This is a genomic window from Pseudoxanthomonas sp. GM95 (assembly GCF_900109775.1).
Lineage (GTDB): Bacteria > Pseudomonadota > Gammaproteobacteria > Xanthomonadales > Xanthomonadaceae > Pseudoxanthomonas_A.
Map to the genome: position 1 here is coordinate 391,259 of NZ_FOAX01000004.1, position 21,134 is coordinate 412,392.

Below are 21,134 nucleotides of genomic sequence, written 5' to 3' on the forward strand. Positions count from 1 at the left end.
CGGAAGCCTCGCTTGGCGCTGTTCGAGACCCTGGTCGTGCTGCTGCTGGCCGCCGCGCTGCTCTCGCAGCTAGCGCGACGCATCGGCCTGCCCTATCCCACCGTCGTCGCCGTCGCCGGCACTGCCGCGGCGGTGCTGCCGTGGGTGCCGCAGGTGGGCATCGATCCCAAGCTGGCCATGGCCTTGTTCATCGCGCCGGCGCTGCTGTCGGCCGCGTTCGACACCTCGCCCTACGAACTCAAGCACAACTGGCTGCCGCTGCTGGCGCTGGCGGTGTTCGCGGTGCTGCTGACCACCGCCGCGGTGGCCTGGCTGGGGGTCACGATGGGCGGGCTGCCGATCGCCGCGGCCATCGCGCTGGGGGCGGTGGTCGCACCGCCTGATGCCGCGGCGGCGCAGGCGGTCCTGAGCCGGCTGGACCTGCCGCGGCGGACCATGGTGATCCTGCAGGGCGAGAGCCTGTTCAACGATGCCATCGCGCTGGTGCTGTTCGGCGCGGCAGTGGCCGCGGCCGGCGGTGAGGATCATCCCCTGCTGTCCGGCAGCCTGCTGTTGCTGGAAGTGCCCGGCGGCGTGCTGCTGGGACTGGCGGTGGGCTGGGTCTATGCGCGTGCCGGCGCGCTGTGGTCGGGCAGCCAGAGCGCGGTGATCTTCGAGTTCACCGGCACGTTCCTGGTCTGGATGGCGGCCGAACGCGCGCATGTTTCGCCGGTGCTGGCGGTGGTGGCCTACGCGATGCTGCTGGCACGCTCGGCACCGCAGCGCCAGCACGTGCGCGACCGCATCCATGCGTATTCGATCTGGGATTCGGCGGTGTTCGTGCTCAACGTGATCGCCTTCCTGATGATCGGCCTGCAGGCGCGCGACATCGTCACCAACCTGCCCGGGCCGCAGCTGTGGAAGGCGCTGGGTTTTGCCGTCACGGTGCTGGCCGCGGTGGTGCTGGTCAGGATCGTGTGGGTGATGCTCTATCCGCTGCTGTTGCGGCTGCTGATGCCCGGCCATGCGCCCGAGGTGCACGGCAAGACGCGGATGCGGCTGGTGGTGGCGTGGTCGGGCATGCGCGGCGTGCTGACCCTGGCCACGGCGCTGTCGCTACCGGCTGACTTCCCGGGGCGCGACCTGATCGTGCTGTGCGCGCTCACCGTCGTGCTTGGCACCGTCGTGCTGCAGGGCGCGACCCTGGGCGTGCTGATCCGCTGGCTGCGCCTGCCCAGCGATACCACCACCGCCAAAGCCATCGACGGTGCGCGCGAACAGATCGAAGCCGCCGGCCGCGACGAGCTTGATCGCCTGCTTGCCGACCATGCGCATCCGGAAACCCTGCAGCGCGTGCGCGACTGGTATCGCAGCAAGCCCGCGCCCGGCGAGATCGAGGCCAAGCGCGCCCTGGTCCAGGCCGAACGCCGCGAGCTCAACGCCCTGCATACGCGCGGCGACCTGCCCGAAGACGCCTTCCAGATTCTTCAGGAGGAGCTGGACCTGCGCGAACTGAGCCTGTCCGAACCAGGCGCGCGCAGCATCGAAGAGGTCTGAAGGCGCCGCGATGTCAGGGCGCAAGCAGGCGCACTGCATCGCGGAACTGCGCCGCCGATGTGTGCTGCACGCCAACGCGTCAAAGCATTGAGTCCTTCAACCCAACGCGCGTTGCGTGCGCAGGCCCTTGACCGCCAGCCACAGCGCAGAAATCAGGAAGTAGACCGCGCCCACCATGGCGTAACCGGCCACGTTGGCGATCGATGGCATCGTCGGCTGCAGCGACTGGAAGATGAAGAAACCGCCCGCCAGCGCGGACTGTCCGCCGCTCAGCATCATCGCCCACTGCGCGCCGAACCTGCGCCGCTGCACGGCGGCGCCAAACTGCAGCAGGCCGGCCAGGATCGCCCACGCGCCATAGACCGCGAGCACGCCGTGCATGCTGCGCGACAGGGCGATCAGCACCGCGATCGTCGTGGCGACACTGACCGCGCCATTGATCGCCTGCGCGCGGTTGCGCCGCAGTCCGCCGCTGCGCTGCGCATCGAGCCCGTTGGCGAAGGCATCCCAGGCCGGGTAGACGATCAGCAGGACGCTGGCGATCGCCGGTGCGCGCGGCGCCAGCAGAAAGGCCGCGGCGACCCAGGCAAAGGAGAACGCGGCACGCAGGGCGTAGTAACGCGTCAGCCAGCGCTGCGGATCGCGGCTGGAACCAGGGGCGGTATCGGTGTGCATGTGAGCCTCACTTTTTTTCAGGGTGCAAAAGGCCGCTGGCGGGCCATGCGGCCGCCAGGGATGTCGAAGTGCGATGGGATTACCCGGCGGTCGTAAAGCGCGCCAGGACGCGTTGCAGGATCAGGCCGAAGATTTCCGGTTCGCCGTAAGCGCGCGCGGAAAGCATCGCGCCGTGGACGGTGGCCATGAAGGCCTCGGCTTCGACGCGCGGTGGATGGAGCAACTGGAAGCTGCCCTGCTGCGCGCCGCGCTCGAACACCGCGGCCAGCCACGCGGACAGATCGCGGAAATGGCCTTTGACTTCCTCGGCCACTGGCTCGGGCAACAGCGGCAGCTCACTGGCCAGCAGCGCGCACACGCAGATCGGCGCGCTCGCATCGGCGATGCAGCGCTCCCAGTAGCCCACGTAGCTCTGCAGCTGGGCGAGCGGATCGGGCACGTTGCGCGCAAGCGCGGCCAGGCCCTCGCGCGCCTCGGCGCGGTAGCGCGCGATCAGCACTTGGACCAGCTCGGCCTTGGTCGGGAAATGGTGGTGGATGCTGGGCTTGCGGATGCCGATCTGGCTGGCGATATCGGCATAGCTGAAGCCGCCGTAGCCGCCCACCATGATCAGGGCGCGGGCCTGGCCGAGAATCGCATCGGCGGTCGAAAGCGGGCTGGTCGTTGTCATGTCGCGCAATCTACCTACTAGTAGGTAGATTGTCAAAACCGGCAACGCGCGCCGTGTTGGTGGTCGTCAGAACGCCGCAAGATCCGGCTGCGCGAGCGTGGGTTCAGGACTCGGAGGCCATCCGAACCTCGCCGGGACTCAGGCCTTCGGCAGCGCCGGGGCTGCGGTCGGTCGGCCCAGCGGATCCAGCGCGATCATCACGAAGCGGCCACGCGTGCACAGCTTGCGCTCGCCGGTCAGCAGGTCCTCGGTGATCACTTCGACATCGACATTCATCGAGCTGCGGCCGACCTTGACGATGGTGGCGATGACTTCGACCAGGTCGCCCTTGCGGATCGGCTGGTTGAAATCGACCTGCTCCGAGCGTGCGGTGACCACCGTGGTGCGGGCATAGCGCGAGGCGACGATGAAGGCCGCCATGTCCATCCACGCCAGCGCCTGACCGCCGAACAGCGTGCCCAGGTGGTTGGTGTGGTCGGGAAAGACCATGTGCAGCAGGCGGGCTTCGACCGGGCGCAGCTCGGCGGCGGGGACTTCAGACATCACAGGCACTCCAGGGGGAAGGACGACACGCAGCGCGCGTGCAGGCCGGCATTGTCGCCTGCCGGCGATCCGGATGGGGTCACGCCAGGACCGGCGTGCCGTCGCTGGCCGCGTCGTGGACGCCATCGACGACCACGCGGTCGCGGCCTTCGCGCTTGGCCCGGTACAGGCCGTCGTCGGCGCGGCGCAGCAGGTCGGTCGGGGTTTCGTCGTCGCGCAGCCAGGCCACGCCGATCGAGCAGGTCACCACCAGGCTCAGGCCGTCCACGTTCAACGGGCGCGCGCCGACCGCATCGTGCAGCGCCTGCAGGCGCTGCATCGCCGGCGGCAGCAGGCCGGGCATCACCGCCAGCAGCTCCTCGCCACCGTAGCGGCCGATGGTGTCCGAGCCGCGCATGTTGTGCGCCAGGCGGTCGGCCACGCCGGACAGCACCGCATCGCCGACCAGATGGCCGTGGGTGTCGTTGACCTGCTTGAAGTGATCCAGGTCCAGCAGCGCGATCGCCAGCGTGGTGCCTTGGGTGCGGGCGCGATGGGCCTCTTTTTCCAGCAGTTCCATGATGCTGGTGCGGTTGCGCAGGCCGGTCAGGCCGTCGTGGGTGGCCTGCACCTGCAGCGCGGTGCGGGCCAGTTCCAGCGCGCGCTTGTCTGCTTCCAGCTCGGCGGTGCGGGCGGCGACCAGGCGCTCCAGCTCGCGCTTGCGCGCGACGATCGCGCCCACGCGCCAGCGCCACACGCCGGTCACCACGGCCATCGCCAGCAGCGTCCACAGCACCAGCGCGGGCACGCTGCGCCACCACGGCGGCTGCAGTTCGAAGCTGAAGCTCATCACGTCCGACTGCGCGCGGCGCGCCAGGTCGATGGCCTGCACTTCCACCACCTGCTCGCCCGAGCCCAGCGCGGGGAAGTCCAGCACCCGCGAGCTGGTTTCGATCCACGCATCCTGGCGGCCGCGCAGGCGATAGCGGAAGCGCAGCATGTCCGGCCCGGCGATGCTGCCCGGGGTGTTGAGGGTCACGCGCACCGGCAGCTGTTCCCACGGCAGGATCGCGCCGGGCGCGATGCGCTTGCCGCCGCGCTCGACCCGCTCGATCCGCAGCGCCACCGGCGCCTTGGCCAGCAGCCGGTCCGGGTGCAGCACGTGGCTGATGCCACGCGAGCTGCCGACCCACACCGAGCCATCGGGATCTTCGAAGAACGCGCCTTCGGAGATGTCCTCGCTGATCAGGCCGTTGGTCTCGTTGAGACGCGTCCACTGGGTGCCCTGCAGCACGTCCACGCCCATGCTGCCGCCGACCCACAGCCGCCCTTGGCGGTCGTGGCGGATGAAGTACGGCAGCGAGTCGCGGATCAGCGGATCGTCCACGGCCTTGAGCGTCAGCGTGTCGCCCGCCTCGACCGGGCCGCGGAACAGGCCGGCGTCGTCCACGCTCACCCAGACCGTGCCGTCGGTGCCGATGGAGAGCTTGTCGAACAGCTGGTTGGGTACGTCGCCCTGGATCTTGATCGGGGTGACCGTGCTGCCGTCCAGCCGCATCATCGCCCCCTTGCCGGCGAACCACAGCCGGCCCTGCGCGTCCTCTTCCACGTCGCCGAAGCTGACGCTGGGCAGCGCGGTGAAGCGGTGCGCGACCGGATGGGCCGGGTCGTCGATGACGTAGACGCCTTCGGTCGTGCACAGCCACAGGCGGCCGCGCCGGTCGAAATAGATCCGGCGCAGGCGGTGCGGCAGCGTAGTCACCAGCGTGGTCTGGCCGTCGGCCACGCGCAGCAGATCGCCGCGATACAGGCCGACCCACACCGCCTTGTCCGGGCCGAGCGTCAGCGCGAACACATCGCGGATCGGCGCATCGGTGTTGAAGGTCATGCGCGCGACCCTGTCGCCGCCCGGCGCCAGGCGGAACACGTCGCGCTCGTTGCCGAACAGCATCCCGCCCTGCGCATCGCGCGCCAGTGCCCAGTTCGGCAGGCCGGCCAGGCCGTTGGCCGGGCCCCAGTTCTGCACGCTGGAATAGCCGCGCCAGCGCATCACGCCGACGCCGCCGTAGGACATCCACAGCTCGCCCTTGCTGTCGGCGATCATCGCGTTGGGCGGCACGTCCGGCAGGCCATTGCGCGTGTCCAGGCGTTCCCACGCACCATCCCAGCGCAGCATGCCGCCGTCGCTGCGGGTCAGCACGCGTCCCTGGGTGTCCTGGGTCAGGTCCAGGTGGCGGGTGGTGGTGGCCAGCACCGAAGGCGGCGGCACCGGGCGCTCGACGAAGCGCACCGCGCCCGGCGTCAGCACCAGGATGTGCTGCGGGCTGCGCGCCCACAGCACGCCGTGGCTGTCGCGCAGGAAGCTGGTCCAGGCATCGGCCGGAACGCCGTCCTCTTCGGTGTAGACGCGCACCTGGCCATCGGCCTGGCGCCGGCAGATGGTCTGCCCGCAGCCGAACCACAGCAGCGACTGGTCGCGATAGACCGCGCCCAGGTCCTGCAGCTCGCGGTGGGTGGCCTCGGTCGGTGCGTCGAACAGGCGCTGGACCTGCCACTGCCCGTTGCGACCGCTGACCCGCAGCGCGTGGCCCTTGCTGACCGCGATGGCGCCATCGTCCAGCGCCGCGACGTTGTGACCCACGGTGAACGGAATGCCGGCGCCCTGGCCATCGAGAACGCGGGCGGCGGTGTCGCCGTTCCAGAAATACAGGTTGCCCGCCGTGGCGACCCACAGGCCGCGGCCATCGGCCGTGGGCGAGACGTTCATGACGTAGGCATCGGACAGGCCGGCGCTGGCGCCGACGCGCTCGAAGCGCTCGCCCTCGTAGCGGTACAGGCCGCCGTAGGTGCAGGCCCACAGGTTGGTCTGGGCGTCCTCGACCAGGCAATCCGCGCCCAGGCTGCGCAGGCCATCGGCCGTGCCGTAGGTCCGCAGCGAAGCCACCTGGGCCAGTGCCGGGGCGCCGATCAGCAGCAACAGTCCAGCCACCACGCAGCGCGCGCGGCGGGACAGGCTTCGAGCGGGAACACGCGCAAGGAGCGCGCGCTTGTGAGCCATGGCGGGGTCAACGGAGACGGACGTCTCCAAGACTAACGGCAAATGGCCCCAAAACTTAAGTTGTCGTTAACAGGAATTTCCTGAACTGGCCCCGTGCCGCCCGTTGTTGCGCGCCGACCCGGCCAGGCGCCCGGCGCGATGCCGGGCGCGCACCTCAGAACGCGTGGTCGAAGCCCACTTCGCCCTGCACGCCGACCTGGTAAGACGACACGCGGCGCTCGAAGAAGTTGGTCAGCTCCTGCACGTCCTGCAGTTCCATGAAGGGCAGCGGATTGCGCACGTTGTACTTGCGCTCCATGCCCAGCTTGGCGAAGTGGTTGTCGGCGCAGTGCTGCAGGTACTGGCGCATGTCGCGGGTGGAGATGCCGGCCACGCCGCCGGACAGCACGTCCTCGGCGAACTGCAGCTCGCACTCGATCGCCTCTTCCAGCATCGCGTAGACCTGCTGCTTCATTTCATCGTCGAACAGGTCCGGCTCTTCCTCGCGGACCACGCGCACGCCTTCGAAGGCGAAATTCATGTGGCAGCTTTCGTCGCGGAACACCCAGTTGGTGCCCGAGGCCAGGCCCGGCAGCAGGCCACGCGAGCGGAAGTAGTACACATAGGCAAACGCTGCGAAGAAGAACAGCCCTTCGATGCACGCGGCGAAACAGATCTGGTTGAGCAGGAACTGGCGGCGATGCGCGCGCGTTTCCAGGCGGCTCAAGTCCTGGATGGTGTCCATCCACTTGAAGCAGAACTCGGCCTTCTTCTTGATCGACGGGATGTTCTCCACCGCGGCAAACGCCTTGATGCGCTCGCCCGGGTCCGGCAGATAGTTGTCCAGCAGGGTCAGGTAGAACTGCACGTGCAGCGCTTCTTCGTAGAGCTGGCGCGACAAATACATGCGCGCTTCGGGCGCGTTGATGTGCTGGTACAGGTTGAGCACCAGGTTGTTGGACACGATCGAATCGCCGGTGGCGAAGAAGGCGACCAGCCGGTGGATCAGGTGGCGGTCGGCCGGCGACATCTTGGTGTGCAGATCGGTGATGTCGATCTGGAAGTTGATCTCGTCCACCGTCCAGCTGTTCTTGATGGCGTCGCGGTACATGTCATAGAACTGCGGATAGCGCATCGGGCGCAGGGTCAGTTCAAAACCGGGATCGAGCAGCATCTGGCGGGGTTGGGCGGACATGGGTTTCTCGCTGTTGATTCTGTCCTTCTCTCTTCGGGAGAAGGTGCCCGAAGGGCGGATATCGGAGCCGCATACCTGCGGCGGAGGTTCGGCGAAGGCAATGCTGTCGGAGCCATCAACGACTCCGCCACACCCTCACCCCAACCCCTCTCCCACTGGGAGAGGGGCTTTACGCATTACTGGCAGGCTTCGCAGGCTTCCGGGTTTTCCAGCGAGCAGCTCACCGCTTCGGTCGGGGTGAACGCCGGCTTCGGGGCGGGGGCTTCGCTGGCGCCGTGGCTGATGGTGGCCTTGGCGATGCGGGTGGCCGGACGCGAACGCAGGTAGTAGGTGGTCTTGATGCCCTGCTTCCACGCGTACATGTACATGGATGACAGCGCGCCGATGTTCGGGCTTTCCATGAACAGGTTGAGCGAGGCCGACTGGTCGATGAAGGCGCCACGGCCGGCGGCCATGTCGATCAGCGAACGCATCGGGATTTCCCAGGTGGTGCGATAGATCTGGCGCAGCGTCTCGGGGATCTGGGCGATGCCCTGGATCGAGCCTTCGGCCATCTTGATGGCGTCGCGCATTTCCGGCGTCCACTGGCCGAGCTTCTTCAGCTCGTCCACCAGGTAGCGGTTGATCTGCAGGAAGTCACCCGACAGCGTCTCGCGCTTGAACAGGTTGGACACCTGCGGCTCCACGCACTCATAGCAGCCGGCGATCGAAGCGATGGTCGCGGTCGGGGCGATGGCGATCAGCAGCGAGTTGCGCAGGCCGTGCTGCTTGATGCGCTCGCGCAGGGCGTCCCAGCGCGCGGCGTCTTCAGGCACCACGTTCCAGGCATCGAACTGCAGCTCGCCGTTGGCCGCGCGGGTGTCGGCGAAGGACGGATGCTTGCCACGTTCCTGGGCCAGTTCGCACGAGGTTTCCAGCGCGTGGAAGTAGATGGTCTCGGCGATCTTGTTGGAGATCGCACGCGCCTCGGCGCTGTCGAAGGCCAGGCGCTTCTTGAAGAACACATCCTGCAGGCCCATGCAGCCCAGGCCGACCGGACGCCAGCGCAGGTTGCCGCGACGCGCGGTTTCGATCGGGTAGAAGTTCAGGTCGATCACGCGGTCCAGCTGGCGCACGGCCAGGCGCACGGTCTCGGCCAGCTTGTCGAAATCGAAATCGCCGTGCGCGTCGAAATGACGGCCCAGGTTGATCGAGCCCAGGTTGCACACCGCGGTTTCATCGTTGGAGGTGACCTCCAGGATCTCGGTGCACAGGTTGGACAGGTGGATCACGTTGCCGGCGCGCAGGGTCTGGTTGCTGGCGACGTTGCACTTGTCCTTGAACGTCATCCAGCCGTTGCCGGTCTCGGCCAGGGTGCGCATCATGCGGGCGTAGAGCTTGCGCGCCGGAATGGTCTTGGTCGCCTTGCCCTGTGCTTCGGCTTGGGTGTAGGCGCGCTCGAAAGCCTCGCCGTACAGGTCGGTCAGTTCCGGGGTGGCCTTGGGGTCGAACATCGACCACTCGGCGTCGGCCTCGACCCGCTTCATGAACAGGTCCGGCACCCAGTTGGCCAGGTTGAGGTTGTGGGTGCGGCGCGCGTCGTCACCGGCGTTGTCGCGCAGCTCAAGGAAGTCTTCCAGGTCGGCGTGCCAGGTTTCCAGGTACACGCAGGCCGCGCCCTTGCGCTTGCCGCCCTGGTTGACCGCGGCGACCGAGGAATCGAGCGTCTTCAGCCACGGCACGATGCCGTTGGAGTGGCCGTTGGTCGACTTGATCAGCGAGCCGCGCGCACGCACGCGGGTGTAGCTGACGCCGATGCCGCCGGAGAACTTGGACAGCTGGGCGATGTCGCCGTACTTGGAGTAGATCGACTCCAGCGAGTCCTGCGGCGAGTCCAGCAGGAAGCAGCTGGACAGCTGCTCGTGCGTGGTGCCGGAGTTGAACAGCGTCGGCGAGGACGGCAGGTAGTCCAGGTTGCCCATGCGCTGGTACAGCGCCAGGGCTTCAGGCACGTCTTCGGAGAGCGCGCTGGCGATGCGCAGGAAGAACTGCTGCGGGGTCTCGATCACCTTGCGGGTGTGCGGATGGCGCAGCAGGTAGCGGTCGTACAGGGTGCGCAGGCCGAAGTATTCGAACTGCATGTCCAGGTTGATGTCGATCGCATCGTTGAGCTTGCGCGCATTGGTCTGCACGAAGTTCAGCAGGCGGTCGTTGATCAGGCCGACCTCGTGGCCGCGGCCGATGGACTGCGAGAAGGCGTGGATCTCCTGGCCGGAGACTTCCTTGGCGATGAAGTTGGCCAGCAGGCGCGCGGCCAGGCGGCCGTATTCGGGTTCTTCGCCGATCAGCAGGGCGGCGGTGCGGATGGACAGTTCGTCCAGTTCCTGGGTGGTGGCGCCGTCATACAGACCAGAGATGGTGCGGGTGGCCACGCGCATCGGATCGACCGCGTGCAGGCCCTCGGCGCAGCGCTGGATGGCGCGCACGATCTTGTTCAGGTCCACGGCCTCGCTGCCGCCGTTGCGCTTCTTCACGCGCATCGCGGTGGCGGTGGGCGGCGGAGTCAGCAGGAATTCTGCGTCGGCCGGGCGCGCTGCCACGGCGGTATCGGTCTGGGTCACGGTGTTGGGTCTCCATGCGTGATGCACCTCCCGCGCCTGTCCCTAAGAAGGCGTGGAACGGCGTTGGATTCGAAGTGTGGAAAGGCGGCGTCGCAACAGTCGCGACGCGCGGACGGGCCGGCGGCGACTCGATGCTTCACCAGCCAATCCCCCCTTCGGAGATTCCGCGGCCGGCACCGCGCGATGTGCTTGCGCGCGGTTGTCGGCAGGTCTTCGGGCTCATGGGCACGAAGGCAGCGCCTTCTCCTCCTCCGCCGCTTCCCGGGCCGTGGGGACCCAGTGCTGGTGTGACGGATTCGTTCCCAATTACCGCTGCGGGGCAGCGTCGGAGTTGGCCTGCACAGGCCGCACCGACTTCCCTTTTCATCCGCGACGAGCAAGCCCGCGGAACCGACGACCCCCAAGATAGTGGGGTCACCTGGCCCCGTCAACGCTAAATGTAGGGCGATTTTTGGAACCCAGCGATGACAGGCGTTTCACGGGTTTGGCCCGTGGAGCATGGCCGCAGGCGTTGCCACGCCCTGCCCTGTTGACGCGCTGTAGCCGGCTGGTGTCCGATCGTGGGCAGGCACCTTCCGCTTCACCGGCGGCGACGGCACCCATCGCGCCGCACGCGCGTCCCGTCCCATGAAGAGCTTGCCCATGCACGACAACACCTTTTCCCCCGGTCATTCCGCCTTGCGCCGCGCCGCGCCGTTCCTGCTGGCGGCGCTCGCTGCGCTGCTTGGTGCGTGGCTGGTGCAGGCCGTGGCCGTGCACTGGCACGCCCAGCCCGGGCTGCGCCAGGCGATGCGCGATGGGCTGATCTGCGCCGGCGCCACTGCGCTGGGCGCGCTGCCGGTGCTGGCCGTGCGCCGGCTACCGCAGCGCCTGGCCGACTGCCTGATGGGCTTCGGCGCGGGCGTGATGCTGGCGGCCACGGCCTTCTCGCTGATCGTGCCGGGGCTGCAGGCGGCCAAGGACCAGGGCTTCGGCGGCCTGCAGGCCGGCTGTGTCATCAGCGTGGGCATCTGCCTGGGCGTGGGCATGATGTTGCTGATGGACCGCGCGGTGCCGCACGCGCACCTGGACCAGGAGGGCCACACCACCCGGCGCGTTCCCGGCCAGCTGGCCGAATGGCTGCCGCCGCAGGTGATGCTGTTCGTCCTGGCCATCACCCTGCACAACATCCCCGAAGGCATGGCCGTGGGCGTGGCCTCTGGTTCGGGCATGGCCAATGCCACGCCCTTCAGCCTGGCCATCGCACTGCAGGACATTCCCGAAGGGCTGGTGATCGCCCTGTCGCTGGCCACAGCGGGCGTGAAGCGCAGCCGCGCGGTGCTGATCGGCGTGCTCTCGGGCCTGGTCGAACCGGTCGGCGCCCTGGTCGCGGCCTTGGCCGTCGGCGCGTTCTCCACCCTGCTGCCGTGGGGCCTGGCCTTTGCCGCCGGGGCGATGCTGTTCGCCGTCAGCCACGAGGTCATCCCCGAGTCGCACCGCAACGGCCACGAGACCTCGGCCACCATCGGTCTGACCCTGGGCTTCTGCCTGATGATGGTGATGGATACCGGTTTGGGTTGAAGGCCGCGCGTCAGCCGGGCCTGTAACCCGGCGGGCCGAAGACGGTCAGCCACACCTGCTTCGGCGAACGCGCGCGGCGCAGGTCAGCACACATCCCGATCCAGCCGTGGAAGGCGATCCGCACCGGGTTGTAGCTGCGGATCGGTTCGACCAGGCCGTAGCGGATCGGCACGCCGGGCAGTTCATGGCGGAAGGTGCCGAACAGGCGATCAAACACGATCAGCACGCCGCCGTAGTTGCAGTCCAGATACTCGGGATTGCTGCCGTGGTGCACGCGATGGTGCGCAGGCGTGTTGAAGGTCCATTCGAACCAGCGCGGCAGCGTGCCGATCAGCTCGGTGTGCAGCCAGAACTGGTAGGTCAGGTTGAGCGCCAGCGCGCCGACCACCATCGGCACCGGAAAGCCCAGCCACACCAGCGGCGCGAAGCACACCGCCGCCGCGGTGATCTGCCCGGTCCAGCCCAAGCGGTACGCCGAGGCCAGCGTGTACTGATTGGGCGAGTGATGCACCGAATGGTTCAACCAGAACCAGCGCACGCGATGGTCGGCGCGATGCATCACGTAGTAGCACAGCTCCACGCCGAAGAAGAGCGCGATCCATTGCCACCACGCGTCCATCGACAGCGTGGTGATCCGCCACTGGGCAACGCCGTACAGCAGCACCGCGACCAGGCCGCCCTGCAGCACGCGGTTGACCACGCCACGCACCAGCGCATCGGCCAGCGAGGCCCAATAGGCCTTCCAGTCATAGGCGTGTCCACGACGCAGGCGCAGCCAGGCTTCAATCGCGGCCAGCAGCGGCAACACCAGGGGGATGATCAGCAACCAGGGCTGGGGAACCAGGCTCAGCATGACGCGGACTCGGGAAACGGATGAGGGGCGCGCGTCCCTGCGCGGATGCAGCGTTTACTGGCCGGCCTGGCGCTGCTTGAGCTGCTGGCCGACCGCCTGCAGTTCGGCCCTGGACAGACGGCCGTCCTTGTCGGTGTCGATGCGATCAAAGCCACGCTTGAGCCGCGGCATGTCAGCTACTTCGCTGCGATCCAGATAGCCGTCGTGGTTGGCGTCGGCCTGGGCCAGGCGCTGGGCCACCTGCTCGGCGCTGGGCGCGGTCTGCGCCTGGGCTTGGGCCAGCACGGCGCCGGCGGTGAGCAGCGCGGCGAGCGCGGTGCGGGCGAGGAAGGATCTGGGTTTCATCGGTGACTCCAATCAGGCACAACAAAAGGACGTCGTCGCGTGCTGGCCAAAGCGCGGGCACGCGACGGCAGCGGCGATCAGCGACAGGCGATCACCTCACCGGCCGCATTGGTGCAGGTGCCGCTATGGGTGAGCTGACCATTGCTGTAGTCGGTGCTGCCGACGTAACTGTTGCCGTTGGCGCCGGTCGCGGTGGTGTCGCGGCCACCCGAATAGCTGCCGTTGGCGTCTTTACTGAAACCACCATTGCTGTTGGCTGTGCCGCCGTTGGCGCCGGTGACCGATGCCTGGCGGCTGGCCTGCGCATTGCCCTGGCCATCGCGCGAGGCACTCGCGCTGCGGCTGGCGCTGTTGCCGTACGCGCCCTGCACCTGGGCGCTGCGCGCGGCGCCGGCACTGCCGTCGGCGTTGCGATAAACGTCGGCCTGGTAGTTACCGCTGCGGCCGTAGGCGCCGCTTGCGCTGCCGGAGCGGCTGGCCGTGCCGTTGCCCGCGCCATCGGCGCTGACATCGCGGGCCCGCGCATAACTGCCGCGGATGCCGCTGCCGGAAGCGGCGGTATGCGCCTGGCGGGCGCCATCGAGGTTGCTGGTCGAACGCGTGCGGCTGCGTTCGCGCGCACCAGCGTCATCGACGCAGGTGGCGCAGACCAGGGCGGCGGCCATCGCGGCCAGCACGGTGTTGCGAAGCGACATAGACATGGCAGGACACCTCGTATGGGAAGTCGCGCCCCGGGGGAAGCGCGGTGTGGCCATGCTGGACCGTGCCAGCGCGCGAGGTGTTTCGGCCTTGCCAGCAACTGTGTCGAATCGGGTCCCGCGAAACATCTGCTTACAAAGCGCGTTGTCGCCACCCGCGGCGGGGCGCGATCATGCGGGCCATGAACGAGATCACCGCCAAGCTGCTGCTGGTCGACGACGACGTGCGCCTGCGCGACCTGCTGCAGCGCTACCTGGAAGGCCAGGGCTTAGCGGTCAAGGGCGTGGGCGACGGCGCGCAGCTGCGCCAGGCGCTGGATCGCGGCCACTTTGATCTGATCGTGCTGGACCTGATGCTGCCCGGTGAAAGCGGCCTGGAGCTGTGCCGGCGCCTGCGCGGCCAGGGCGATAACACGCCCGTGGTGATGCTCACCGCCAAGGGCGATGAGATCGACCGCATCGTCGGCCTGGAGATCGGCGCCGACGATTACCTGCCCAAGCCGGTCAATCCGCGCGAGCTGCTGGCGCGGATCCGCTCGGTCCTGCGTCGCACCCAGGCGATGCCCGGCGCGCCGCAGGCCGAGGGCGGCACGGTCGATTTCGGCCCGTGGCGGCTGGAGCTGGGCACGCGCCAGCTCAGCCGCGAGGGCGTGCCGGTGAAGCTGACCAGTGGTGAGTTCGCGGTGCTGGCGGTGCTGGTGCGGCATCCGCGCCAGCCGCTCTCGCGCGACCGGCTGATGAGCCTGGCGCGCGGGCGCGAGCACGACGCCTTCGAACGCAGCATGGACGTGACCATCGCGCGCCTGCGCAAGTTGCTGGAAGACGATCCGCGCAATCCGGCCATCGTGCAGACGGTGTGGGGCGTGGGCTATGTGTTCGTGCCGCCGGACGCGCCGGCATGACCCAGGCGCGCAGCATGTTCGCCCAGCTGGTGCTGGTGATCACGCTGGTGCTGGCCGGCGCCGGCGTGCTGGCCGTGGCGCTGGGCCGTGAACTGGCCATCGGCCCGGCCACCGATCAATTGGCGCGGGCGATGCGCGGGTTCGCCGGCATCGCCGAGGGGCTGGATCGCACCGGCGGACACGCCGCCACGCTGCGCTACCTGCGCGACGCCGGCCTGGACGTGCGCAGCGACGCGCCGGCCGCACGTGCGCCCGGGCTGGCGCCATTCCTGCGCACGCTGCGCCAGCGCGCGGCGCAGGCACTGGGGCCGGAGCGCGCCGTGGTGCTCGCGCGTGACGCCGGCGGCGACCGGCTGTGGATGCAGCTGCGCACCACGCCGAAGCTGTGGATCTCGTTCGGGGCCAATCCGATGCGTGGCAGCCGGCGGTTTTCGATCGCGCTGCTGCTGGGCTGCGTCGGCCTGACCTGGCTGGCGGCGGCGTACTTCGCGCGGCGATTGGTGACACCACTGCGCACGCTGGCACGCGCGGCGCCCGGCTTGGTCCAGGGCGATGCGCCACCGCTGCGGCACGTGGGCGGCCCGCGCGAAGTGCGCGAACTGGCCAGCGCGCTCGAACGCGCCAGCCATGACGTCCGCGCCGCCGCGGACGAACGCGCGCTGATGCTGGCCGGCATCTCGCATGACCTGCGCACGCCACTGACCCGCGTGCAGTTCGCCACCGAGCTGCTGCCCGACACCGATCCGGCCTTGCGCGCCGGCATCAGCCGCGACATCGCCGAGATCGACGCGATCCTGTCGCAGTTCATTGCCTATGCGCGCGACGGGCGCGACGAGGCGGTCGAGTCGATGGACCTGGCCGAAGTCTGTCGCAGCGTGCTCGATGCCGCGACGGGCGACTGGGACGTGCAATGCCCCGACACGGCACCGGTACGTGGCCGACCGATCGCCTTGCGCCGCGCGGTGGAGAACCTGGTGGTCAACGCGCAGCGCCATGGCGCCGCGCCGTTCTCGCTGCGCCTGGTCGATGCCGGTGGCGCGTGGCAGATCACCGTGTGCGACCACGGCAGCGGCATGACACCGGAACAGGCCCAGCGCGCGTTGCGCCCCTTCGTGCATGACGCCAACGCCGGCGGCAGCGGCCTGGGGCTGGCCATCATCGAACGCGTCGCGCGCCAGCACGGCGGCACGCTGCAGCTGTTGCCCAACACCCCGCACGGCCTGCGTGCGGTCCTGCGCCTACGCGGTGCGTGAGTTAAACGAGACCTTCGCCATGCGTGTCCTGCGCCTTGCCTGCTGTGCGCTGATGCTGTCCCTGCCGCTGCTGGTTGTGGCCCAGACCCGCGGCGAACGCCTGCGCCACCTGCTCGGCCAGCGCCAGGCCGATGCAGCGGAAACCCAGGCGCTGCCCGCCGGCACGCGTGTGCTGCGCGACATCGCCTATGGACAAGATCCCGCGCAGCGCTACGACGTCTACGCGCCGGCCGAGGCGCACGGCCTGCCGATCATCGCGATGGTCCACGGCGGCGGCTGGAGCAATGGCGACAAGGACAATCCCGGCCTGGCCACGCCCAAGGCCGCGTACTGGCTGCCGCGCCGCTACGTGCTGGTGTCGATCAACTACCGGATGCTGCCCGACGCCGATCCCGCGCAGCAGGCGCGCGATATCGCCGCCGCGATCGCGCACCTGCAACAGCACGCCAAGGACTGGGGCGGCGACGCATCACGCACCATGCTGATGGGCCATTCGGCCGGCGCGCATCTGGTGGCGTTGCTCGGCGCCGATGTCGAGGCGCTGACCAAGGCCGGTGCATCACGTCCGCGCGCCGTGGTCGCGTTGGACAGCGCGGCGATGAACGTCGAGCAGATCATGCAGGCGCGCCACTTCCCGCTGTACGACCGCGCCTTCGGTGCCGATCCGAGCGCGTGGGTCGCCGTCTCGCCGTGGCATCACCTGTCCAGGGCCTCGCTGCCGATGCTGGCGGTGTGTTCCTCGCGGCGCGACGACAGCTGCGCGCAGGCGCGTGGCCTGGCCCAGCGCGCGCAGACTTTTGGCGTCGCGATCCAGGTGCTGCCGGAAGACCTGTCGCACATGCAGATCAATCGCACGCTGGGCGAGGCTTCGGACTACACCAGTGCAGTGGATCGCTTCATCGCCAACGCGGTGAAGTAAGCCGCGCGGATTTCGCCCGCCGCACGCGGTCGAACCCCACCGCGCGCCAGCCCATCCATCGCGCCATGTGGCGCCATGTGCCTTGTGCGTCATTTGCGAATCATTTACATTTGCGCGCCGCAGGCGTCCCCGCTGACGCCTGCCTTCATGGTCACCGGACGACCATCGCCAGCCCGCTCCAGGGCAAGCCTCCCAACCCGTTGCTCGTCGTGCGCTCGCCATCGCAGCGCGCGTCGTGCCTGCCTGCGCCTTTGAGGAATGCCATGTCCACCGTTGCCGTTTCGCGCGCGTCTGTCGCGCTGCCCCGTTCCCCGCTGTCCTGCGCGCTGCTGCTGGTGCTGGGCCTGTGCGCGCCGCTTGCACACGCGGCCGATGAGGACGCCGAGTCCGAAGCCAAGCGCAACACGCCCAAGACCCTGGACAACGTGCAGGTCACCGGCACCCAGGCGCCGCCGGCCACCACCACGCGCCTGCCGATCAGCATCCAGGACACGCCGCAGTCGGTCAGCGTGATCGGCCTGCAGCGGCTCGAAGACGAGTCGATGTTCAGCATCAACGATGTGATGCGCAACGTCACCGGCGTCAACGTGTCCTTCTACGACACCCAGCGTCCGCTGTACTTCGCGCGCGGCTTCCAGATCACCGATTTCCAGGTGGACAGCCTGCCGACCTACAGCGGCTCGACCAACCAGGAATACGACACCGCCTTCTACGACCGCATCGAAGTCATCCGCGGTGCCAACGGCCTGCTCAGTGGCGCCGGTATTCCCTCGGCCACGGTCAACCTGCTGCGCAAGCGTCCGGGCCGCGATTTCGATGCGTCGGTGACCGCCAGCCTCGGCAGCTGGGACTTCCGCCGCACCCAGGCCGACATCAACCTGCCGCTGACCGCCGATGGCCGATTCCGCAGTCGCTTCGTGGGCGCGTGGACCGATCGCGACTACTACTACGACCGCTACAACGAGAACAAAAAGGCCGGCATGGCCGTGCTGGAAGGCGACCTGACCGACAGCACCACGGTCACCGTCGGCTACCAGATCCAGGACAACAACCCGACCGGGTCGACCTGGGGCACGGTGCCGTTCTTCGCCGCCGATGGCAGCAGCGCCAACGTCTCGCGCTCGACCAATTTCTCACCAAGCTGGACCCGCTGGCAGCGCAAGACCAGCACCGCGTTCGCCAACCTGGAGCAGCGCTTCGGCGAGGACTGGCTGCTGAAGGTCAATTACGCACACACCAAGGGCGACGTGCAGAGCCTGCGCGTGTACGGCAGCGGCTATCCCGATCCGGTGACCGGCGCGGGCACCTACCTGCAGGCCAGCGCGGGCGAGACCAACGACGCGCGCGATGCGGTCGATGTGTACCTGTCGGGCAAGTTCTCGCTGTTCGGCCAGACCCACGATGTCGTGGTCGGCGGCAGCTGGCAGGACCTGCAATCCACCACGCCGGGTACGGCGCTGGTGTATCCGTCCGACTGGGGCACGATCGCCACGGATTTCGGTCCGGCCACCGGCTTCAATGTGCCCAACCTGTATGACTGGGACGGCAACGCGGGCGCAGTGAGCTATACGCATACCGGGTCCTGGCGCCAGGCGCGCACGACCCAGCGTGGCGTGTATGCCTCCGCCCGTTTGCACCTGGCCGAACCGCTGTCGCTGATCGCCGGCGCGCGCTTGAGTTCGTGGGAAACGCGCACCCGCGCTTACAACACCGCTGGCACCTACACCGCCACCAGCGGCCGGTATGAGGTCAGCGATGAAGTCACGCCGTACGTGGGCCTGGTCTACGACCTCGTCCCGGACGTGTCGGTCTACGCCAGCTACACCGAGATCTTCAATCCGCAGAACTACAAGGACAAGGACAACAACCTGCTGGCGCCGGTGGAAGGCTCCAACCTGGAAGCCGGCCTGAAGGCGCAGCTGTTCGACGGCAAGGCGATGGCCACCGCGGCGGTGTTCGAAGCCAAGCAGGACAACTACGCGATGCTGGACACGACCCAGGCGCCGAACTCGCTGCCCGACGGCAGCTCGGCCTACGTGGGCGTCAACGGCACCAAGAGCCGCGGTTGGGAAGTGGACTTCAACGGCGAGCTGCTGCCGGGCTGGACACTCAACGCCGGCTACACCCACGTCAAGGTCACGCGCGCGCCGACCGATGCGATCTACGCCAACCTGCCCGAGGACTACCTGCAGCTGTCTACGCAGTGGCGCCTGCCGGGCACCTGGGACCGCCTGAGCATCGGCGGCGGCCTGAGCTGGCAGAGCAAGGTGCAGGGCTTCAACATCGAGCGGCCGAACGGCGATGGCACCACCACGCCGGTCACCGTGACCCAGGGCGCGTACGCACTGGTGCACTTCAACGCGAACTACCGCATCAACGACCAGTGGACGGCCACGCTGTCGGTGCGCAACGCGCTGGACAAGACCTACTGGGCCAACCTGGATTACCAGAACTACGGCGAGCCGCGCTTCGTCTCGGCGAGCGTGCGCTGGCGGTTCTGAGTTCTTTCGCTACGATGCGTCGCTCGCCCCAGGGATGCGGCGGTGGCGCGTCGTCTTTATGCGCGTCCAAGCACGTCCAACTCAGGTGGTCAGCGCAGCCTGCAGCAACGGCAAGCCCTCGGCCGCCGTCACCGGCCAATGCAGGTCCACTGCATCGCTCAACGCACTGCGCGCCGGATTGAGTTCGACCACATAAGCGCCGTGTCGCCTGGCCAGCAGCGGCAGCGACGCCGCCGGCTGCACCAGCCCGGACGTGCCCACCACCAGCATCACCGCGCAGTGCGTCGTGGCGACAGCGCGTTGCCAGGCGTCTTCCGGCAGCGCTTCGCCGAACCACACCACGCCCGGCCGCACGTCGCCATCGCAGTACGCGCAAAACGGCGGCGCAGCGCGCAGCGGGGCGGCCTGCGGTTCCATCGCGTCCAGCGGTGCTTCGTGCGCGCGACCACATTCGAAACAGCGCAGCGCGAACAGGCTGCCGTGCACATGTGCATCCACCACGCTGCCGGCGCGTTCGTGCAGGTCGTCGACATTCTGCGTGGCGATGCGTACATCGACGTGCTGCGCCAGCGCGGCCAGCGCGCGATGGCCCGCATTGGGCGGCGCTTGGGCCACCAGCGCCATGCGCCAGCGATACCAGCCCCAGACCAGGTCGCGATCGGTGCGCCACGCGGTTTCGGTCGCCAGCGCCATCGGATCGAACGTCGACCACAGGCTGTCGTGGGTGCCGCGAAAGGTCGGGATGCCGCTTTCGGCCGACATGCCCGCGCCGGTCAGCACGCTCACCGCACCGGCATCGGCAATGCGCCGGGCGAGGTCAGCGGCAACACTCATTTGGTCGGGCAAGGCTCACCGCGGAAGGTCAGCCGCTGCAGGCGCGTGGGCTCGACGCACGGTGGCGTCTTCGGCTTGGCCGCGGCGGCGGCCGCAGCGGCGCGTTCGTGCTGCAGCTGGGCCAGGCGCGCCTTGATCTGCGGCATCACCGCCAGCGCGGCCTTCTCGCCTTCCAGGATCGCGGCGTTGCGCTGGGTGAAATCGGCCGCGCCGATGTCGTTGACCTTGGGCCGCACCACCACGTCGGCGCGCGCCAGCTCCTGCTGGCCGGCACGCTGGCCCATGATCGCGATCGACTGGTTGACGATGCCCAGCATGCCCGCCGGCGTGGTGCCGCTGGCCTTGCTGGAGATGTCCACGGCGATCACGAAATCCGCGCCCAGCTGCTTGGCGGCATCCACCGGCACGGGGCTGACCACGCCGCCATCGACGTAGTGGTACTTGCCGATGCTCACCGGCTCGAACACCCCGGGCACGCTGGACGAGGCGCGCACGGCCTGGCCGGTGTCGCCCTTGTTGAACAGCGTGCGCTCGCCGTCTTCCAGGCGCGTGGCCACGGCGACGAAGGGCTTCTTCAACTTCTGCATCGGCGTGTTGCCCACCTGCGCGTCCACGTAATCCTGCAGCGCGCGGCCCTGGACCAGGCCGCCGGAGAACAGGCGCACGTCGCGGATCGAGGATTCGTCCAGGGCGACGGCGTTCTTCTGCATCTGGAACGCGTCCATGCCGCTGGCGTAGAGCGCACCGACCACGCTGCCGGCGCTGGTGCCGGCGACCACGTCGGGCTTGATGCCGTTGGCCTCCAGCATCTTGATCACGCCGATGTGGGCAAAACCCTTGGCCGCACCGCCGCCCAGCGCGATGCCGATCACCACCGGCCGCGTATTGGCCACCGGCACCGGCGGCGGCACCACGGTGGTGGCCGGCGGCGGGGTCTTCACTGCTTCGCCGCCACAGGCGATCAGCAGGGTCACGCAAGCGGTCAGCAGCAGGCAGGTCAGGCGTGGAGCGGGCATGGGGCGATGGATGACGGT

The 21,134-nt window shown here is 68.6% G+C and carries 17 protein-coding genes and 1 riboswitch; of the genes, 6 read left to right on the plus strand and 11 right to left on the minus strand.

The annotated features are described in order from the left end of the window. Positions 1-12 precede the first annotated feature (12 nt). Positions 13-1,536, plus strand: coding sequence for a cation:proton antiporter (locus tag BMZ17_RS19680; RefSeq protein ID WP_093143792.1), 1,524 nt, complete (start codon positions 13-15; stop codon positions 1,534-1,536). Between the two features lie 96 nt (positions 1,537-1,632). Here the strand turns inward: BMZ17_RS19680 and BMZ17_RS19685 are convergent, their stop codons facing one another. The 6 genes from BMZ17_RS19685 to BMZ17_RS19710 all read right to left on the minus strand — a co-directional run bounded on the left by BMZ17_RS19685 (position 1,633) and on the right by BMZ17_RS19710 (position 10,154). Further along, complete coding sequence (locus BMZ17_RS19685) at positions 1,633-2,211, minus strand: hypothetical protein (protein ID WP_093143794.1); 579 nt, start codon at positions 2,209-2,211, stop codon at positions 1,633-1,635. A 79-nt stretch (positions 2,212-2,290) separates the two neighbouring features. Then, positions 2,291-2,881 carry a TetR/AcrR family transcriptional regulator gene (locus BMZ17_RS19690; RefSeq protein WP_093143796.1) on the minus strand — a complete coding sequence of 197 codons (591 nt, stop codon included), beginning with the start codon at positions 2,879-2,881 and terminating at the stop codon, positions 2,291-2,293. A gap of 138 nt (positions 2,882-3,019) precedes the next feature. Continuing rightward, complete coding sequence (locus BMZ17_RS19695; protein WP_093143798.1) at positions 3,020-3,424, minus strand: acyl-CoA thioesterase; 405 nt, start codon at positions 3,422-3,424, stop codon at positions 3,020-3,022. 79 nt (positions 3,425-3,503) lie between these two features. Next, complete coding sequence (locus BMZ17_RS19700; RefSeq protein ID WP_175485687.1) at positions 3,504-6,392, minus strand: ligand-binding sensor domain-containing diguanylate cyclase; 2,889 nt, start codon at positions 6,390-6,392, stop codon at positions 3,504-3,506. A gap of 223 nt (positions 6,393-6,615) precedes the next feature. Next, positions 6,616-7,635: a ribonucleotide-diphosphate reductase subunit beta gene (locus BMZ17_RS19705; protein ID WP_093143802.1), complete on the minus strand. Its 1,020-nt coding sequence runs from the start codon at positions 7,633-7,635 to the stop codon at positions 6,616-6,618. A gap of 176 nt (positions 7,636-7,811) precedes the next feature. Further along, on the minus strand, positions 7,812-10,154 hold the full coding sequence (locus BMZ17_RS19710; RefSeq protein WP_254775476.1) for a ribonucleoside-diphosphate reductase subunit alpha: 2,343 nt from the start codon (positions 10,152-10,154) through the stop codon (positions 7,812-7,814). A 267-nt stretch (positions 10,155-10,421) separates the two neighbouring features. Next, positions 10,422-10,645: riboswitch (cobalamin riboswitch) on the minus strand. 232 nt (positions 10,646-10,877) lie between these two features. On the opposite strand from BMZ17_RS19710, the gene BMZ17_RS19715 reads away from it, so the two are divergent. Beyond that, a complete protein-coding gene (locus BMZ17_RS19715; RefSeq protein ID WP_139203017.1) occupies positions 10,878-11,795 on the plus strand; it encodes a ZIP family metal transporter in 918 nt (305 codons plus the stop codon). A gap of 10 nt (positions 11,796-11,805) precedes the next feature. Here the strand turns inward: BMZ17_RS19715 and BMZ17_RS19720 are convergent, their stop codons facing one another. The 3 genes from BMZ17_RS19720 to BMZ17_RS19730 all read right to left on the minus strand — a co-directional run bounded on the left by BMZ17_RS19720 (position 11,806) and on the right by BMZ17_RS19730 (position 13,694). Next, positions 11,806-12,648 carry a sterol desaturase family protein gene (locus BMZ17_RS19720; protein WP_093143810.1) on the minus strand — a complete coding sequence of 281 codons (843 nt, stop codon included), beginning with the start codon at positions 12,646-12,648 and terminating at the stop codon, positions 11,806-11,808. A gap of 54 nt (positions 12,649-12,702) precedes the next feature. Beyond that, positions 12,703-12,993, minus strand: a complete 291-nt coding sequence (locus BMZ17_RS19725) for an EF-hand domain-containing protein (RefSeq protein ID WP_093143813.1) — start codon at positions 12,991-12,993, stop codon at positions 12,703-12,705. A gap of 77 nt (positions 12,994-13,070) precedes the next feature. Next, positions 13,071-13,694, minus strand: coding sequence for a hypothetical protein (locus BMZ17_RS19730; RefSeq protein ID WP_093143816.1), 624 nt, complete (start codon positions 13,692-13,694; stop codon positions 13,071-13,073). A 179-nt stretch (positions 13,695-13,873) separates the two neighbouring features. Here BMZ17_RS19730 and ompR point away from each other — a divergent pair, with 179 nt between their 5' ends. The 4 genes from ompR (at position 13,874) to BMZ17_RS19750 (ending at position 19,266) form a co-directional block, all read left to right on the plus strand. Further along, positions 13,874-14,593, plus strand: coding sequence for an osmolarity response regulator transcription factor OmpR (ompR, locus tag BMZ17_RS19735; protein WP_093143819.1), 720 nt, complete (start codon positions 13,874-13,876; stop codon positions 14,591-14,593). Continuing rightward, positions 14,590-15,846 (plus strand): ATP-binding protein, encoded by a 1,257-nt coding sequence (locus tag BMZ17_RS19740; protein WP_093143822.1) that lies wholly within the window; start codon positions 14,590-14,592, stop codon positions 15,844-15,846. The genes ompR and BMZ17_RS19740 overlap by 4 nt, the downstream gene beginning before the upstream one ends. A gap of 19 nt (positions 15,847-15,865) precedes the next feature. After that, the gene (locus tag BMZ17_RS19745; RefSeq protein WP_093143826.1) at positions 15,866-16,765 is read left to right on the plus strand and encodes an alpha/beta hydrolase; all 900 of its coding nucleotides are present in this window, start codon (positions 15,866-15,868) and stop codon (positions 16,763-16,765) included. A 263-nt stretch (positions 16,766-17,028) separates the two neighbouring features. Then, positions 17,029-19,266: a TonB-dependent siderophore receptor gene (locus tag BMZ17_RS19750; RefSeq protein WP_093143829.1), complete on the plus strand. Its 2,238-nt coding sequence runs from the start codon at positions 17,029-17,031 to the stop codon at positions 19,264-19,266. Between the two features lie 81 nt (positions 19,267-19,347). On the opposite strand, the gene BMZ17_RS19755 is transcribed toward BMZ17_RS19750, so the two are convergent. Together BMZ17_RS19755 and BMZ17_RS19760 are read right to left on the minus strand one after the other, a co-directional pair. Beyond that, entirely contained in the window at positions 19,348-20,100 is a 753-nt protein-coding gene (locus tag BMZ17_RS19755; protein WP_093143832.1) for an SIR2 family NAD-dependent protein deacylase, read from the minus strand. After that, positions 20,097-21,116: a patatin-like phospholipase family protein gene (locus tag BMZ17_RS19760; protein ID WP_093143839.1), complete on the minus strand. Its 1,020-nt coding sequence runs from the start codon at positions 21,114-21,116 to the stop codon at positions 20,097-20,099. The genes BMZ17_RS19755 and BMZ17_RS19760 overlap by 4 nt, the downstream gene beginning before the upstream one ends. Between the last annotated feature and the right edge of the window lie 18 nt (positions 21,117-21,134).